Raw genomic sequence first — 16,836 nt, forward strand, 5'->3', positions numbered from 1 at the left:
CTCGTCCTGGTCAAGGCGCGGGGCGGGGGCCGCCGTCCTTGGGTGCGGCCCGAGCCTGGTCCGTGCGCGGCTCGGGCTCCGTCGCCGGCTCCTCGCCGTCCTCATCCAGGTACGCCTCGGGTACGTCCGGCATGACCGGCATCATCTCCTTACGGGACACGAACGTGTCCACCAGCGACAGCAGCATGGCCAGCACCGGCACCGCCAGCAGCGCGCCCACCGCCCCGAAGAGCTGCGCCCCCAGCAGCACGCCCGCGAACGCGACCCCCGGATGCATGTTCACCGCCCGCCCGCTGATGCGCGGCTCCAGCGTCAGGTTCTCCACCTGCTGGTACAGGATCCCCCAGGCCAGCGCCGCCAGCCCGATCCACGGCTGGGGCGAGACCAGGCCCACCACGGTGGGCAGGGCGATCGCGATGTACGTGCCGATCGTGGGCACGAGCTGGGCCACCATCCCGGTCCACACCGCCAGCGCCAGCCACGAGGGCAGACCGATCAGCAGGAACACGACGGCCGAGGTGGTGCCGTTGATCGCGGCCAGGATGAGCCGGGCGGAGACGTACCCGCCGGTCTTGACCAGCGACACGTCCCACACCGTGAGGAAGACCTGCTGGATGCGGCCGGGCAGCAGCTGGGCCAGCCAGCGCCGCAGCCGGGGGCCGTCGGCCGAGAAGTAGAACGTGAGCAGCAGCAGGGCGAAGGCGTTGAACACCGCCGCGGTGATCGTGCCGAGCAGGCCGAGCACGCCGCCGAGCAGGTCCTGGGCGTAGGTGGCGGCCTGCTGGGGCGTCAGGTTGATGGAACTGAGGATGGTAGAGATGTCGTACCTTGTGCCGAACCGGGCGTTGATCCACTCGATGGCGCCGGTGACCACCTCGGGCAGCGCGCGGACGAGTAAAGCGGCCTGCTCGACGAACAGGTTGCCGAACAGGAAGAGGAAGACCGCGGTGAGCAGGGCGATCCCGATCATCACCAGGACGGCCGCGGCGCCCCGGCGCATGTGCCGGGCCAACCGGCCGACCGCGGGCTCCATCGCCAGCGACAGGAACCACGCCATCACCACGACGACGATCAGCGATCCGGCGTCGGTGAGGACGAAGCGGATGAGGTACACCACGACGACGACCGCGACGACGACGAACCCCACCCGCCACACGTTGGCCGGCGAGAACAGCACCTGGACCCGCTGGGTGGCCTCGGGGCGGGGCTTGCGGGGATTCCGGGGCTCGAACGGCTTGGTCATGGCACCCTCCTGACCGGGGCACGCGGCGATATGCCTCACCGGCATCTCTTCCCCGTCCGGAGTGGATCGTGCACGACGCCCCCGGGCACCTGAGCGGACGTGAGGTCCATCAGGGGCTCTCGGGCAGGTGATCACGGTGCCCACGGCCGGCGCCGGGTGGTCACGGGCGGGTGGCGGCGGCCACGAACAGCGGCAGGGCCAGGAAGAGCCGGTCGCGCCGCCCCCGTTCGCGCTGCTCGGTGAGCCACGCCTCGGCCTGCGCGGCGCTGATCGACCCGGCCGAACGCGCCCGCTCCGCGAGGTCGGCCAGCACGGGCACCGCCGCCGCGCCCGTGAGGACCCAGGTGTGGACCTCCACGGTGACGTCGATGAAGCCGGCGTCGAGGAGGAGGTTGCGGTGACGGCGGGCGACGCGCGGGCCGGTGACCAGGTCGGCGCGGGCGTGCACGACGGTACGGGTGAGCGCGGCGTCGTCGGAGTCGACGACGTAGGTGTCCCAGTCCTGCCCGATCAGCACGATGCGCCCGCCCGGAGCCAGCACGCGCCGCGCCTCGGCGACCGCGCGGGCGGGGTCGTCCAGGATGTGGTACAGCTTCTCGGCCCGGTAACCGCTCAGCTCGCCGTCGGCGAACGGCAGCGCGTAGGCGCCCGCCACGCGGAAGTCTGCTGCGGGCCATCGCCGGCCGGCCACCTCGATCATCCGCTCGTCGAGGTCCACGCCGACCGGCCGCGCACCCCGTCCGGCCATCTCCCCCACCGCGCGGCCGGCCCCGCACCCGACGTCGGCGATCGCCGCGCCCGGCGCGAGGCCGAGGAGTTCGTAGGAGCGGGCGCGCAGGCCGGCCGCCCCGGGGAGTTCGTCGCCGAGGTCGAGCAGGGCGATGAGCGCGTCGGTCTGCTCGCTGGTACGGCCCGTGCCCGGCGTCCTGTCCAGGTTCGTGTTCGTGTCCATGGGGGCGATCCTGCGACTTCAAGTCCGCTTGAAGTCAAGCGACCGCCCCGGGCAGGTGAGCACCACCCGCACCGGCGACGAAGCCCGGCGCGCCGGGTGACCACCTGGAGGAAGGTCACCCGGCAGCGGCCGGGCGGAGCCGCCGGTCAGGCCGCGCGGTGCACCCGGCGCGGCCGAGCCGGTCGTCAGGCTCTCGCTGTGCAGGCGCCCGGCCGGGGAGCCCTGGCCGTGATCAGGTAGCGGTCGATCTGCCGCTCCAGGCAGGTGGACCCGCCGGCGTAGGCCGTGTGACCGTCGCCGTTCTTCGTCAGCAGCACGCCCTTCGACAGCTGCGCCGCCAGCGCCTTGGCCAGCGCGTACGGCGTCGCCGGGTCACGAGTCGTGCCCACCACGACGATCGGCGGCGAGCCGTGGGCCCGCACTTTCTTGGTGAACCTCTTGCCCTTGACCGGCCAGTACGGGCAGCGCAGCTCGGGCCGGTCCAGGCACTGGATGGCCCGGAGCGCCTCCAGCGTGTTGGCGTACGTGCCGTCCTCCCGGCGCCCGTTGTACAGGTCGGCGAGACGCAGCAGCAGCGAGCCGTCGCCCTTGAACCCCTGGGCCAGCGCCAGACGCAGCGTCGGCCAGTACGCCACTCCGTACAACGCCTGCTGGACCCCGGTGCGCACGACCGCCTCGCTCACCTGGCGGCCGTCGTAGGTGTTGCGCAGGGGCGCGCGATCGGCCCGCTGGTACAGCGCGTCGATCCGCTTGACCGCCGCACGCACCGAGTGCTTCTTGAACGGGCAGCCCTTGGCCTTGAAGCAGTCGCGCAGGAACGACTCCAGCGCCGTCCCGAAGCCCGCGGCCTGGCTCTGGACGAACTCGCCGCCCGACTGGTTGGGGTCCTCGGCGCCGTCCAGCACCATGGCGCGGATCCGCCTCGGGAACAGGTCGGCGTACCGGGCGCCCAGGTAGGTGCCGTACGACCAGCCGAGGTAGGTCAGGCGGGAGTCGCCCAGCGCCGAACGCATCACGTCCATGTCGCGCGCGGCCTCGCCGGTGCCGACATGGGCGAGCAGGTCCTTGCCCGCGTTGGTCGCGCACGCCTTCGCGAACGTCTTCGCCCACATCCTGGCCTGCTTGAGCTCGGCCTTGGTGTCGGGCGTCGGGTCGGTGGAGTAGTAGGCGTCCAGGCCCAGCGTACCCAGGCAGCGTACCGGGGCCGATCCGCCCACGCCGCGCGGGTCGAAGCTCACGATGTCGAACCGCCGGCGCAGTGAGGCCGACACGATCGTCCTGCTCACCTTCAAGCTGTCCACTCCCGAGACTCCGGGACCGCCGAAGTTGAGCACCAGCGAGCCGATCTTCTTTCCGGTGGCGGGAAGGCGGATGAGGCTGATCTTAATCCGTTTCCCGGCCGGCTTCGAATAGTCGAGTGGAACCTTCAATGTGGCGCACTGGAAGCCGCCACCGCACGCTGACCAGGCCAGACGCTGTCCATAAAAATCGGAGACCCGGCCGGGCGCCGTGGCGTTCGCCGTACCGGCCAGGCCGGTCATGGCGATCACGGCGGCGATCACGGGCGAAATGATGATGATGAAACGTCGCATAAGGAAAAAGTGACCGCTTAACCTTGCGGCCCTCTTTAAAGGCGCTGGAATAGATCGCTTGCAAGAACGCCCGCGCCATGGCCGCGCGCCGCCGTCCTTTCGTGACCGCGCGCCGCCGTCAGGGCGCGGAGCGCTCCGGGGCGCGCAGGCCCGCGATGATGCGGTCGAGGGCGGCCAGGTCCGCGGGGTCCAGGGCGAGCAGGGAGCGCGGCGGGCGGGCCAGGATGCGCTCGGCCTCCTCGGCGACCGCCGTTCCCGCCGCCGTCAGCGTGACGATCCTGCTCCGGCGGTCACCCGGGGCGATGCTGCGGGTCACGTAGCCGCGCCGCTCCAGGTCGTCCACCATCAGCGTGGTGTACGGCTTGTCGGTGGCCAGCTCGGCGGTCAGCTCCCGCATCGTCATCGGCCCGGCCAGCAGCCGGCGCAGCGCCTTGACCCGGAAGAAGCTCATGCCGAGCGTCTCGGCCACCTCCTTGCGACGGTCCTCCTGGCGCAGGACGAGGTCGTACATGCCGGACCAGACGCGGGAAACCGCCTCCTGGTCGGGGGTGTCGCTCATGAGGTGTACGCCGTTCCTTCCGCGGTGGGGGCGAGCCGTGCGGCGGTGCGGGCGGCGCTGTCGCGGGCCCAGCCGGTCGTGGTCAGGATACCGAGCAGGAGGATCACCAGTCCGGCGCCGGCCACGATCCACCAGCCGATGCGGCTGGCCACGGGGAAGCCGGTGGCGAACGGGCCGGACACCGCCGAGGTGACCAGCGAGCCGATGACCGCTACGCCGAGCACCTGCCCGATCTGCCGGCTGGTGGAGGCCACCGCCGCGGCCACCCCGGCCCTGGCGCGCGGCATGCCGGACACGGCGGTGTTCGTGATCGGCGCGTTCACCATGCCGAACCCCAGCCCGAACAGCACGTACGCGACCATGAGCCGCCACAGCGGCATGTCCGCAGACAGGCCCGTCAGGACCAGCCCGCTGAGCGTCAGGCCGGTCCCGGCCACGACCAGCGGCACGCGCGGCCCGGCGCTGCCGACGATCCGGCCGGCCAGGGGCGCGCAGACCACGGTCAAGCCGGCCATGGGCAGCGTGTAGAGCCCGGCGTGCAGGGCGGACAGGCCCAGCACGTCCTGGAGATAGAGGGTGTTGAGGAACAGGAACCCGCCCAGCGCGGCCAGGGCGCACACGGCGATCACGGTGGCTCCCGCGAACGGGACGCTGCGGAAGAAGCGCAGGTCGATCAGTGGTTCGGCGCGGCGCAGCTCGTACGGCACCAGGCAGGCCAGCGCCAGCGCGGCGACCGCGAAGCAGGCCAGCGTCCGCGGCGAGCCCCAGCCGGCCGCCGGCGCCTCGATGAAGGCGTACGTCACGGTCGTCAGCACCACGATGACCAGCAGCTGGCCGACCGGGTCCATCCGGCGGGCGCGCGGCGCGCGCGACTCCGGCACGAACAGCGCGCACAGCACGAACGCGGCCAGCCCCACCGGGATGTTGATCCAGAAGATCGCCTGCCAGCCGGCCGACTCCACCAGGCTGCCGCCGACCAGCGGGCCGAGCGCCATGCTGACGCCGACCACGCTGCCCCACACGCCGATGGCCCTGGCCCGCTCGCGCGGCTCGGTGAAGGTGTTCGTGATGATCGACATGGCGACCGGGTTGAGCATGGAGCCGCCGACGGCCTGCAGCGCCCGCGCCGCGATGAGCCAGCCGAGGCCGGGCGCGAGCGAGCACATGAGCGAGCCGAGCGTGAACAGCACCAGCCCCGTCTGAAACGTGCGGCGGCGGCCGAACCGGTCCCCGGTCGAGCCGGCCAGCATGAGAAGGCTCGCCAGCACCACCGTGTAGGCGTCGATGATCCACTGCAGGCCGGAGACGGAGGCGTTCAGGTCGCGGCGGATGGCGGGCAGCGCGATGTTCACGATCGTGTTGTCCAGCCCGACGATGAACAGGCTCATGCAGCAGATGCCGAGGACGAGCATCCGCCGGCGGGGGATGAGCACGGGGGCCGAGTCAGGCGGGGCGGAGACCCGCCCGGTTATCGACATATAATGATTATATTCGCATAACTAAGTACCTTGAAACCGCATCGAGCGGGCCCGGACGCTACACGGGCGAGCCGAACCCGATGCCTTCGCCGCCGTCCTCAAGCTCCAGCAGCCCCTCGATGCCGTTCTCGAGGAACCGGGCGGTCTCCGCGGCGCGGGGCAGCATGGTCTTCTCGTACGTACGGACGGCGTCGCCGACCGTGGCGGAGCCGGCCAGCGCGAGCGCGAGTTCGCAGGCGTCCAGCATGGCCAGGTTGGCGCCGACGCCCAGCGGGGGCATGAGGTGGGCGGCGTCGCCGAGCAGGGTCACGGCGGGGTCGTGCTCCCAGGCGTGCGGCACGGGCAGGGCGAACAGCGGGCGGTCCACGTACGGGCCGTCGTTGTCGGCGATCATCCGGAGCATGGACGGCGACCAGCCGGAGAAGGCGTCCAGCAGCCGGGCGCGGATCCCGGCGGTGTCGCCGGCGTCCAGCCCGCTCGCCGCGATCCAGCCCTGGGGCAGGCGCTGGACGATGTAGACCCGGATGTGGTCGCCGCTGTTGCGCTGGGCGAACAGGGCGCGGTCGCCGTCGGCGGCGAGGGCGCCGCCCTGCCCGACGAGCGCGGCCAGGGCGGGGTGCGCGTTCTCGACGTCGTGGAACCAGGCCTCCAGGAAGCCGGCCCCGATGTAGCGCGGCACGGCCGCCGACACCGCCGGGCGGACCCGGGAGAACGCGCCGTCGGCCCCGATGACCAGGTCGGCCTCGACGGCCGTCCCGTCACGGAACCGCAGCCACCTCGGACCACCCTCCCGGCCACCACCCGAGCCGTCTTTCACCCCGTCACCCGAACCGCCGCCCGGGCCGCCGCCCGGGCCGCCGCCCGGGCCGCCATCCGGGCCGCCATCCGGGCCGTCGCCGGGGCCGCTGACCGCTTCGAGGGCGTGGTCCCATCGCACGGTGCCCGGCTCCAGCGAGTCGAGCAGCAGCTTGCGCAGCACGCCCCGGTCGATCTCAGGGCGGGACAGCTCGCCCTCGTCCGGAAGGTGACGGCGCACGATCCGGCCCGCCGGATCGAGCCGGCGCATCTCCTGCCCCTCCGGGCGGGCCAGCCGGAAGAACTCCTCGATCAGGCCGGCCTCGCGCAGGGCGATCTGCCCGTCGTCGGCGTGCAGGTCGAGGGTGCCGCCCTGGTCACGGGCCCGTGGATGCGGGTCGCGGTCGTAGACCGTCACGGGGATGCCGTGGTTCTGCAGGATGCGGGCGCAGGTGAGCCCGCCGGGACCCGCTCCGACGACGGCGATCCTGGCGGCGGCCGGTGCTGGTGAGCGCATGACTTGTCCTCTCGTTCATGACCCTCGCGAAGCCGCGGGGGCTCCGTGGAACGAGCTCCACAAAAGCAGACTCGATTAAAAAGTGCAACCAGTCAACTTTTGAACCGGGACCACCTTTGCTAGGGTGTCCGTATGGACAAGCCACCCGTCGTCGGCCGCCGCGAGCGCAAGAAGGCGGCCACCCGTCAGGCGATCGCCGACGCCGCACTGGAGCTGTTCCTGGAGCGCGGCTACGACGGGGTGAGCATCAGGGACATCGCCGACGCCGCCGACGTGTCGACCACGACGCTGTTCAAGCACTTCCCCGGCAAGGAGGCCCTGGTCTTCGACCAGGAGGAGAATCTGGAGGCGGAGCTGATCGGCGCCGTACGTCAGCGCCCCGCCGGTCAGAGCGTCATCGACGCGCTGCGCGAGCACGCCCTCAGGTCCTGGCTCCCCGTCGCGACCCACCCGCGCTGGGCCGAGTTCAGCCGGCTCCTCGACTCCACACCGGTGCTCCGCGAATACGCCAAGCGCATGTGGACCCGCCACGCGGACGCGCTCAGCGCCGCCATCGCCGACGACGCGGGGGTCGGCCACGACGACCTCGCCTGCCAGGCCCTCGCCCGGTTCGTCCTGGAGATCCCGGCACTCACCCGAAGCCGCCCGGACCATCGGGCCGCCGTCGAGGAGCTCTTCGACCTCCTCACCCACGGCTGGCGCCCGCCCGTGCCCGCGAAAGGTCAGGCCCGGCTACCCGCTCCCCAGTAGAACGGGCCGAAGGTGGGGTGCACCTCGACGCGCCAGCCGGTTCGGGCCGGCCGCCGTTCGAGGTCGCGCGGCCGGTGCGGAACCTCGACGATCCGATACGCGCTCCCGTCCAGGAGCCGCCGCCGGATGCTCGCCGGGGAGTGCTTGCAGAGGTGCGCCGTCAGCGATGTCATGAGACGACTGTCACCGAACGACCGCCGGACTGCGACACCCATCGGGCCGGGCGGGGGTGAGGTGGGTGTTCTCGCGGGGAGGAGACGACCATGGGCGAACCGGTCTCCGCACGGCGCGATGGAGGCGAGGAGCGCGGTACCGCGATCCTCGATGTCAGCGGGCTGCGCTGGGCCTCGGAGCAGAACGTGGTCGTGGCCGTGCTCGGCCGGCGTCCCGGGGTGCTGCACGTCGAGGCCAACCCGGTCGCGCAGACGGCGACGGTGCGCTTCGACCCGCGCCGCACGTCCGTCGCCGAGCTGCGTACGTGGATCGTCGAGTGCGGCTACCACTGCGCGGGGCAGTCCGTACCCGCTCACCTGTGCGACCCGATGGCCGAGCCGGGCCGGCCGGTCGATCACGCGGCGCGCGCCGGCGCTGAGGCGGCGCCGCACGGCACGGCGGTTCGCGACGGCGCGGAGGCCGCGCCGCACGAGACGGCGGACCACGACGGTCACGGTCATGGTCACGGTGGTCACGGTGGTCACGGTGGGATGTCGATGGCGGCGATGGTCGCCGACATGCGGAACCGCTTCCTGGTGGCCGTGCTCTTCTCCGTCCCGATCGTGCTCTGGTCCCCGATCGGCACGGACGTGTTCGGCCTGGAGCTGCCCGTGCCGTTCGGATGGCGGCAGGACGTCTGGGCGTTGCTGCTCAGCCTCCCGGTGATCTTCTACTCGTGCTGGATCTTCTTCGCCGGAGCCGTACGCGCGCTCAAGGCCCGTACGCTCGACATGATGGTGCTCGTCGCGGTCGCGGTGGGCGCCGGCTGGCTCTACTCCCTGATCGTCACCCTCACCGGCGGCGGCGAGGTGTTCTACGAGGCCGCCACCGTCCTGGCCGCCTTCGTGCTGCTCGGCCACTGGTTCGAGATGCGCGCGAGAGGCGGCGCGAACGACGCCGTCCGCGCCCTGCTCGACCTGGCCCCGCCCATGGCGACGGTCCTGCGCGACGGCCGCCCGGTGGAGGTGCCGACCGCCGAGGTGGTGGCCGGTGACCTGCTGCTGGTACGCCCCGGGTCGAAGATCCCCGTCGACGGCGTGGTCGAGGACGGCCAGAGCGAGGTGGACGAGGCGATGGTCACCGGCGAGAGCCTGCCGGTGCACAAGGAGCCGGGCTCGGCCGTCATCGGCGCCACCATCAACCGCGACGGCACGTTGCGCGTCCGCGCGACCAAGGTCGGCGCCGACACGGCCCTGGCGCAGATCGTCCGCCTGGTGCAGGAGGCGCAGAACTCCAAGGCGCCGGGGCAGCGGCTGGCCGACCGGGCGGCGTTCTGGCTCGTCCTGGTGGCGCTGGCCGGCGGGGCGCTCACGTTCCTCGTCTGGCTGCTGGCGGCGGGGCAGCCGCTCGGCGTCGCGACGCTGTTCGCCATCACGGTCGTCGTCATCACCTGCCCGGACGCGCTCGGCCTGGCCACCCCGACCGCCATCATGGTCGGCACGGGGCTGGGCGCCGAGCGGGGCGTGCTGTTCAAGAACGCCATGGCGCTGGAGACCTCGGCCCGCGTCGACGTCGTCGTGATGGACAAGACCGGCACGTTGACCAAGGGCGAGCCGGAGGTCACCGATGTGGTGACCGGCGGCGCGCTGCCGGAGGAGGAGTTCCTGCGCCTGGTCGCGGCGGTGGAGCGGGAGTCGGAGCATCCGCTGGCCGCGGCGATCGTCCGGCACGCCGACGACCTGGGCCTGGCCCCGATGGCGGCGAGCGGGTTCGAGAACGTCCCCGGGCACGGCGCCGTCGCGGAGGTCGGCGGGCGCAGGGTCGTGGTGGGCAACCGGCGGCTGCTGGAGCGCGAAGGCGTGGCGCCGGGGACGCTGGCGAGCAGGCGGCAGGAGCTGGCCGAGGGCGGCAGGACCGCGGTCATGGTCGCCGTGGACGGCGCCGCGGCCGGGGTGATCGGCATCGCGGACGCGGTCAGGGACACCTCGTCCGCCGCGGTCGCCGCGCTGCACGAGCTCGGCGTCGAGGTGGTGATGCTGACGGGCGACAACGCGGCCACCGCGGAGCGGATCGCGCGGCGGCTCGGCATCGACACCGTGGTCGCCGAGGTGCTGCCGGAGGAGAAGGCGGCCAAGATCGCCGAGCTGCGGGCCGGTGGCCGCAGGGTGGCCATGGTCGGCGACGGCGTCAACGACGCCCCGGCGCTGGCCCAGGCCGACCTGGGCATCGCCATCGGAGCCGGCACCGACGTGGCCATCGAGACCGCCGACGTCGTGCTCATGCGCTCCGATCCGCTGGACGTGCCGGCGGCGCTGCGGATCGGCCGGGGCACGCTGCGCAAGATGCGGCAGAACCTGGGCTGGGCGATCGGCTACAACGCGCTCGCGCTGCCGATCGCCGCCGGGGTGTTCGAGCCGGCGTTCGGGTTCGTGCTCCGGCCCGAGATCGCCGCGCTGTCGATGTCGGGTTCGAGCCTGATCGTGGCGGTCAACGCCCTCGCGCTCAAACGGCTGCGCCTGCCCTCCCCCGGTTCCCCGTGACGATCTCCTGCTATCCGGCGTCGCACAGGGCCCGGTCGACCAGCCGGTCCACGGCCGCCTCAAGCCGCAGAGCGCGCTCGGTCGAGTCGAAGCGCTCGGTCGAGACGGACACCACGATGCTGCGTTTGCCTTCGGCGGTGACTCCCGTCCGGGTGGAGAAGCCGAGAATGTCCCCGCCGTGCCCTGAATAGGTGCCGCCGCACGGCAGCGGACGCCGCATCAGGCCGAGTCCGTAGCGGGCGCCGGGCCAGATCCGCCTCAGCTCCTTGGCGACGGGGACGGTCTTGCGCATCTCGGCTAGCTGGGCGGGCCGCAGCAGTTCGCCGCCGAGCAGGGCGGTGAAGAAACGATCGAGGTCCGCGGTGGTGGAGATGAGCCCGCCTGAGGCGTCCGCGTCGCGGTGCCGGGTGGTGTCGACGAATCCTTCACCTGTCTTGAACACGCTGTACCCGCGCGCGTGCGGCCGCGGCAGCCCGGCCGAGCGTCCGGGCCAGCGGGTGTGCGTCAGGCCCAGCGGCTTGACGACGCGCCTTTCCACCTCGGCGTGCCAGGGGCGGCCGGTCGCCTTCTCGATGATCAGGCCGAGTACGGCGTACCCGGTGTTGGCGTACGACCAGCCTTCGCCGGGGGCGAAGGCCGGCCGGTGGCGCATCGCCCTGGAGACGACCTGCCGCGGGGTGTAGGTGTCGTACCGGTGGCGGCGGTATTCGCGGGAGGAGGCGATGGCCGTCGGGAACGGGTAGTCGTCGACGATCCCGCTGGTGTGCTGGAGCAGGTGGCGGACGGTGATCTTCCGCCCGTCGTTGCCGTGCCCCTTGATCAGCCCGGGGAGCCACCGGTCCGCGGTGTCGTCGAGCGACAGCTTGCCCTCGCCCACCAGTTGCAGCACCACGGTGGCGACGAACGCCTTGTTGCTGGAACCGATCCGGAAATATCCGTTCGGCGGCACCGGGCTCTTCGTCCGGACGTCGGCCACGCCGGCGGTCGCGACCATGCTCCCGCCCTCGCCGGTGACGCGCACCTGCACCCCCGTGGCTCCCGCGGCGACGATCCGCTCGGCGTCCCGCCGCAGGTCCCCCTGGCCGTACCCGGGGGCGGCGGTGATCGCGGCGGCCAGCACGGCGGCGGCCATGCCTAAATGACTGACGAACATGATTTTTCGCTTTCGTCGGCGTACGTGATCGAGCGCGTCCCACTTTCGCGGCGGGCGCGCGGGCCGGCATCGGTCGTTCGGCCGATCCCGGCTGGACGATCGGCCATCGATCACGGGAAGCGACGCCGAACGGCTCCGCACCGGGCGGTGCGGAGCCGTTCGGGGGACGACGTCAGCGGAAGCGGCGCAGCCGCAGGCTGTTGCTCACCACGAAGACGCTGGAGAACGCCATCGCCGCGCCCGCGATCATCGGGTTGAGCAGCCCCATCGCCGCCAGCGGCAGCGCGGCCACGTTGTAGGCGAACGCCCAGAACAGGTTGCCCTTGATCGTGGACAGCGTGCGGCGCGACAGCCGGATGGCGTCGGCCGCCACCCGCAGGTCGCCGCGGACGAGGGTCAGGTCGGAGGCCTCGATGGCGGCGTCGGTGCCGGTGCCCATGGCCAGGCCCAGGTCAGCCTGGGCCAGCGCGGCGGCGTCGTTGACGCCGTCGCCCACCATGGCGACGACCTTGCCCTCGGCCTGCAGCTTCTTGACCACGTCCACCTTGTCGGCGGGCAGCACCTCGGCGATCACCTCGTCGATGCCCACCTCCGCGGCGACGGTCTTCGCCACGGCCTCGTTGTCGCCGGTCAGCAGGACGGGCGTGAGGCCGAGGGCGCGCAGCCTGGTGATGGCCTCCGCGCTGGTCGGCTTGACCACGTCGGCCACGACGAGCACGGCGCGGGCCTGACCGTCCCAGCCGACCGCGACCGCGGTGCGGCCGGCGGCCTGGGCCTCGTGCAGCTCCCGTTCCAGGTCGGCGGGCAGGTGCTGGGACCACTCGGCCAGCAGACGGGGGCGACCGACCAGGACGGCGTGCCCGTCCACGACGCCCTGCACGCCGAGGCCCTCGACGTTGGCGAAGTCCTCAGGCGCGGGCAGCCGGCCGACGCGGGCGGCGGCACCCTTGGCCACGGCCTGGGCGATCGGGTGCTCGGAGGCGTGCTCCAGCGCGCCGGCCAGGCGCAGCACCTCCTCCTCGCTCTCCCCCTCGGCCACGTGGACGGCCGTGAGCGTCATCCTGCCCTCGGTGACCGTGCCGGTCTTGTCCAGCACGACCGTGTCGATGCCGCGGGTGGACTCCAGCGCCTCAGGGCCCTTGATCAGGATGCCGAGCTGGGCGCCGCGCCCGGTGCCGACCAGCAGCGCGGTCGGGGTGGCCAGGCCGAGGGCGCACGGGCAGGCGATGATCAGCACCGCGACCGCGGCGGTGAACGCCGCTCCCGCGCCGGCGCCCGTACCGAGCCAGAATCCGAGCGTGCCGAGGGCGAGCGCGATCACGATGGGCACGAAGATGCCGGAGATGCGGTCGGCGAGCCGCTGCACCTGCGCCTTGCCGGTCTGGGCCTCCTCGACCAGCTTGGCCATCTGGGCGAGCTGGGTGTCGGCGCCGACCCGGGTGGCGCGGACGACCAGCCGGCCGCCCGCGTTCACGGTGGCGCCGGTGACGGCGTCGCCCGCACCGACCTCGACCGGCACGGACTCGCCCGTCAGCATCGAGGTGTCCACGGCCGAGGAGCCCTCCTCGACCACGCCGTCCGTGGCGATCTTGTCGCCGGGCCTGACGACGAAGCGGTCACCGGCCTTGAGCTGATCGACCGGCACGCGCCGGCCGTCGGCCAGCTCCACCTCCTTGGCGCCCAGCTCCAGCAGCGCCCGCAGCGCGGCGCCGGCGCGGCGCTTGGAACGGGCCTCGAAGTAGCGTCCGGCCAGGATGAACGCCGTGACGCCGGCCGCGGCCTCCAGGTAGATGTTGCCGGAGCCGTCGGTGCGCTCGATGGTGAACACGAACGGGTGCGTCATGCCGGGCACGCCCGCGCTGCCGAAGAACAGCGCCCACAGCGACCAGCCCAGCGCGGCGATCGTGCCGATCGAGATCAGCGTGTCCATCGTCGCGGCGCCGTGGCGCAGGTTGGTCCAGGCCGCCTTGTGGAACGGCCAGCCCGCGTACACCACGACGGGCGCGGCCAGCACCAGCGACAGCCACTGCCAGTTGGTGAACTGCAGCGGCGGGATCATCGCCATCGCGATCACCGGCACCGCCAGCACCACGGAGGTGACGAGGCGCTGGCGCAGGGACCGGAGCTCGTCCTGCGGCTCCTCCTCCCCCGTCTCGTTCCCGGTCTCGGGGGGCGCGGGCAGGGCCGCCGTGTAGCCGGCCTTCTCCACCTCGGCCACGAGCAGGCTCGGGTCGACGCTCTCGGGGAAGGTGACCTTCGCCTTCTCGGTGGCGTAGTTGACCGTCGCGGTCACGCCGTCCATCTTGTTCAGCTTGCGCTCGATGCGGTTGGCGCACGAGGCGCAGGTCATGCCGCCGATCGAGAGTTCGACCGCGTTGCGCCGGTCATCGGTGAGCTGGGACATCACCGTTCTCCTTCCTCTCGCTCAGTGGCCGTGGCCGTCGTCGTCGTGCCCGGTCGCGGTCGCGGCCGGGGTCGGCTCGGCCGTCGCCGGCCGCTCCCCCGCCGCCGCGGTGAAGGCGGCGGTACGGACCTCGTCCCCGTGCTGGAAGTCGAGGAAGAGGCGGTAGTCGCCGGTGCTGGGCACCTCGGCGTAGAAGACGATCTCGGGGCCGGCCTGTGTCCTGCCGTCACCGGGCTCGCCGTCGGGGTGGACGTGCAGGTAGGCCAGGTCCCTGGCGCGCAGGGCCACCAGGTGGCCGTAGGCGCCGAGGTAGGGCTGCAGGTCGGTGACGGGCTTCCCGTCCTTGCTCACCTTGAGGGTGAGCTTACTCGACTGCCCGGGCGTCAGCTCGCCGTCGAGGGTGACCTCGTAGCCGTCGACCTTGGCCGTACGGGTCTGTTCGGGCAGCTTGCCTGGCCGGTAGTCGCCGGCCGCGGTCAGGTCGGCTCCCAGCGTCAGGCCGCTGCCGCCGGCCGGCACGAAGTCGGCGAAGGCGCGGTACGGCCCGGCTTCCGGCAGCGTCAGCCTGACCGACCAGACGCCGCCGGAGCCCAGCTCGGGGTGCACGTGCTGGAAGTTCCTCAGGTCGCGGGAGGCGACGATGAGGTGCAGCTTCTTGTCGTGCTCGACCTCGTAGCCGGTGACCGGCCGGCCGTCGGGCCCGGTCACCGCGAAGCGGAAGTCGGCCGGCTCGCCCGGCTCGAACGTCGCCGTCAGCGGTTCGAACGTGTAGCCCTTCTCGGACACCTGGAGCCCCCCGGGGGTATCTTCCTTCGCCTGTCCAGCGTCGTGGCCGCCGTCATGCCCGGCCTCCGCGGCGGGCGTCGCGGCGTCCTGGCCTGGGGTGGTCGCCGTCATGCCGGCGTGGTCGCCGGCCTTCGGCGCCCCCGCCACGCCGGCCTCGGCCGTTCCGACCGGGCCCACCACCTTGCCCGCGCCCAGGGCGCCGCCGAAGACGACGGCCAGCCCCAGCACGTACGCGCCGAGCTTCGTCGCGGCGTTCACTGGTTCACCACTTCATAACCGGCCTCGTCGACCGCGGCCGCGATCCGCGCCGCGTCCACGGGGCCGTCACTGCCGACGGTCAGCAGGCCGGTCGCCAGGTCCACCTCGACGTTGGTGACACCGGCCACTCCGCCGACCTCCTCCTTGACCGAGCTGACGCAGTGGCCGCAGGTCATGCCCTTGACGGTGTAGGTGGCGGTGTTCATATCGATGCTCTCCTTCAATCCTCGGGGGTCAGGAACGTACAAGTCGTGCGATGGCATCGGAGGCCTCCTTGACCTTGGCCTCCGCCTCGGACCCGCCCTTCCGCGTGGCCTCGGCCACACAGTGGGCCAGGTGCTCTTCGAGCAGCGACAGGGAGAACGACTTCAGCGCACTGGTCGCCGCCGACACCTGCGTCAGGATGTCGATGCAGTACTTGTCGTCCTCGACCATCCGCTGCAGGCCGCGGACCTGCCCTTCAATCCGGCGCAGGCGCGTCGCGTGGTCCTGCTTGCTGCCGCTGTATCCGGCCATGTCCACCCCTTCCCTCGGTCAGCTGCTCTAACAACACCATACCCCCCTATGGTATTTCCAGCAACGCCCTCGCCCCCACCCCGAACCCAGTCCCTTCACCCCCGGGCCTCGCTCTTCCGCAGGCACGAGCCCGCGCCGCACAGGGCATGACACCGTGCGGCACGAACGCGGGTCTGCCCGTCGGCTCCTTTCCTTGAGCGGCTTCTCGGGGCGACATTCCTTGGGCGATCTGGGCCGCGGCCGGAGCGCGTACGTCCGCAGAAAAAATTCCGGCGGGGATGTCGAGTGGCGTCGAGCCCGTTCGTAGCCAGGGTGAGAGGCCGGCAACGGACCGGTCGCCACTCACCGGAGGAACACCATGTCCGTCATCACCACCCCCGCTCCCACCACCTCACTCACCATCCGCGGCCTGGCCGCCACGGCCGTCGCCGCCGCGGCGACCGCAGCCGTCGCCGCGGCGGGTGAGCTCGCCGGGATCAGCCTCATCGTCAACGGTGCGCCGATCCCGGTGTCGGGGTTCGCCACGCTGACGGTCATCTTCTCCCTGGCCGGCCTGGTGCTGGCCGTCGCGCTGGCCCGCTGGGCCCGGCACGCGCGCAAGGCGTTCGTCCGCATCACCCTTGCGCTCACGGTGGTGTCCCTGATACCGGATGTGCTGGTCGGCGCATCGGTGGCCACGAAGATGCTGCTGATGTCGACGCACGTGGTCGCGGCCGCGATCGTGATCCCGGCTGTCGCCCGCCGCCTGTCCGCCTGATCCCCGGTACGAAGGAGTTCGTTCGTGAAGAAGTACCTGCTCGCCGTCCAATACGACGAGAGCACGCCGTGGCCGGCCGAGGACGACATGCGCGAGCAGCAGGCCCGGACGGCCAAGGTGACCGCCGACATGCAGGCGGCCGGTTGCTGGGTGTTCGTGGGCGGCCTGGTGGGCTCGCATGCCACCACCGTCGTACGCCCCGGCGACGGCGCGACCACGATGACCGACGGGCCGTTCGCCGAGACCAAGGAACAGCTCGGCGGGTTCTGGGTGATCCAGTGCGACAACCTGGACCAGGCGCTGGCCTGGGGCGAGAAGTGCGCGCTGGCCTGCGGCTCGCCGATCGAGGTGCGCCCGTTCGAAGACGCGCAGTGGACGTGAGC

16 protein-coding genes are annotated in these 16,836 nt (G+C 72.2%); 4 read left to right on the plus strand and 12 right to left on the minus strand.

Features of this window, described 5'->3' with window-relative positions:
• Nucleotides 1-10 precede the first annotated feature (10 nt).
• The 6 genes from B0I32_RS51895 to B0I32_RS51920 form a co-directional block, all read right to left on the minus strand.
• Nucleotides 11-1,243, minus strand: coding sequence for an AI-2E family transporter (locus B0I32_RS51895; RefSeq protein ID WP_106252473.1), 1,233 nt, complete (start codon nt 1,241-1,243; stop codon nt 11-13).
• Nucleotides 1,244-1,403: 160 nt separating this feature from the next.
• Nucleotides 1,404-2,195, minus strand: a complete 792-nt coding sequence (locus tag B0I32_RS51900) for a methyltransferase domain-containing protein (protein ID WP_106252475.1) — start codon at nt 2,193-2,195, stop codon at nt 1,404-1,406.
• Between the two features lie 185 nt (nt 2,196-2,380).
• Nucleotides 2,381-3,757 (minus strand): alpha/beta hydrolase, encoded by a 1,377-nt coding sequence (locus B0I32_RS51905; RefSeq protein ID WP_245956670.1) that lies wholly within the window; start codon nt 3,755-3,757, stop codon nt 2,381-2,383.
• Between the two features lie 148 nt (nt 3,758-3,905).
• Nucleotides 3,906-4,346: a MarR family winged helix-turn-helix transcriptional regulator gene (locus B0I32_RS51910; protein ID WP_106252476.1), complete on the minus strand. Its 441-nt coding sequence runs from the start codon at nt 4,344-4,346 to the stop codon at nt 3,906-3,908.
• Nucleotides 4,343-5,824, minus strand: coding sequence for an MFS transporter (locus B0I32_RS51915; protein WP_181308728.1), 1,482 nt, complete (start codon nt 5,822-5,824; stop codon nt 4,343-4,345). Before B0I32_RS51915 ends, B0I32_RS51910 begins: the two co-directional genes overlap by 4 nt.
• Nucleotides 5,825-5,882: 58 nt before the next feature.
• Nucleotides 5,883-7,136 carry an FAD-dependent oxidoreductase gene (locus B0I32_RS51920; RefSeq protein WP_106252478.1) on the minus strand — a complete coding sequence of 418 codons (1,254 nt, stop codon included), beginning with the start codon at nt 7,134-7,136 and terminating at the stop codon, nt 5,883-5,885.
• Nucleotides 7,137-7,268: 132 nt separating this feature from the next.
• Between B0I32_RS51920 and B0I32_RS51925 the strand changes: the two genes are divergently transcribed.
• The gene (locus tag B0I32_RS51925; protein WP_106252479.1) at nt 7,269-7,886 is read left to right on the plus strand and encodes a TetR/AcrR family transcriptional regulator; all 618 of its coding nucleotides are present in this window, start codon (nt 7,269-7,271) and stop codon (nt 7,884-7,886) included.
• Here B0I32_RS51925 and B0I32_RS51930 read toward each other — a convergent pair.
• Nucleotides 7,859-8,059: a hypothetical protein gene (locus B0I32_RS51930; protein WP_106252481.1), complete on the minus strand. Its 201-nt coding sequence runs from the start codon at nt 8,057-8,059 to the stop codon at nt 7,859-7,861. The two genes, B0I32_RS51925 and B0I32_RS51930, sit on opposite strands and share 28 nt — an antisense overlap.
• 90 nt (nt 8,060-8,149) lie before the next feature.
• Between B0I32_RS51930 and B0I32_RS51935 the strand changes: the two genes are divergently transcribed.
• Nucleotides 8,150-10,579, plus strand: coding sequence for a heavy metal translocating P-type ATPase (locus B0I32_RS51935; RefSeq protein WP_106252482.1), 2,430 nt, complete (start codon nt 8,150-8,152; stop codon nt 10,577-10,579).
• A 10-nt stretch (nt 10,580-10,589) separates the two neighbouring features.
• Here B0I32_RS51935 and B0I32_RS51940 read toward each other — a convergent pair whose 3' ends face one another.
• The 5 genes from B0I32_RS51940 to B0I32_RS51960 all read right to left on the minus strand — a co-directional run bounded on the left by B0I32_RS51940 (nt 10,590) and on the right by B0I32_RS51960 (nt 15,696).
• Nucleotides 10,590-11,732 (minus strand): serine hydrolase domain-containing protein, encoded by a 1,143-nt coding sequence (locus B0I32_RS51940; RefSeq protein WP_106252484.1) that lies wholly within the window; start codon nt 11,730-11,732, stop codon nt 10,590-10,592.
• A 172-nt stretch (nt 11,733-11,904) separates the two neighbouring features.
• The gene (locus tag B0I32_RS51945) at nt 11,905-14,136 is read right to left on the minus strand and encodes a heavy metal translocating P-type ATPase (protein ID WP_106252485.1); all 2,232 of its coding nucleotides are present in this window, start codon (nt 14,134-14,136) and stop codon (nt 11,905-11,907) included.
• Nucleotides 14,137-14,157: 21 nt separating this feature from the next.
• Nucleotides 14,158-15,180: a hypothetical protein gene (locus B0I32_RS51950; RefSeq protein WP_106252487.1), complete on the minus strand. Its 1,023-nt coding sequence runs from the start codon at nt 15,178-15,180 to the stop codon at nt 14,158-14,160.
• Nucleotides 15,177-15,386: a heavy-metal-associated domain-containing protein gene (locus B0I32_RS51955; protein ID WP_106252488.1), complete on the minus strand. Its 210-nt coding sequence runs from the start codon at nt 15,384-15,386 to the stop codon at nt 15,177-15,179. The genes B0I32_RS51950 and B0I32_RS51955 overlap by 4 nt, the downstream gene beginning before the upstream one ends.
• 28 nt (nt 15,387-15,414) lie before the next feature.
• Complete coding sequence (locus B0I32_RS51960; protein WP_106252490.1) at nt 15,415-15,696, minus strand: metal-sensitive transcriptional regulator; 282 nt, start codon at nt 15,694-15,696, stop codon at nt 15,415-15,417.
• Nucleotides 15,697-16,054: 358 nt separating this feature from the next.
• On the opposite strand from B0I32_RS51960, the gene B0I32_RS51965 reads away from it, so the two are divergent.
• Together B0I32_RS51965 and B0I32_RS51970 are read left to right on the plus strand one after the other, a co-directional pair.
• Nucleotides 16,055-16,453, plus strand: coding sequence for a DUF6069 family protein (locus tag B0I32_RS51965; protein ID WP_106252491.1), 399 nt, complete (start codon nt 16,055-16,057; stop codon nt 16,451-16,453).
• Nucleotides 16,454-16,477: 24 nt separating this feature from the next.
• Nucleotides 16,478-16,834, plus strand: coding sequence for a YciI family protein (locus tag B0I32_RS51970; protein ID WP_106252493.1), 357 nt, complete (start codon nt 16,478-16,480; stop codon nt 16,832-16,834).
• The last annotated feature ends 2 nt before the right edge of the window (nt 16,835-16,836 follow it).

Source organism: Nonomuraea fuscirosea (assembly GCF_003001935.1).
Classification (GTDB): Bacteria; Actinomycetota; Actinomycetes; order Streptosporangiales; family Streptosporangiaceae; genus Nonomuraea; species Nonomuraea fuscirosea.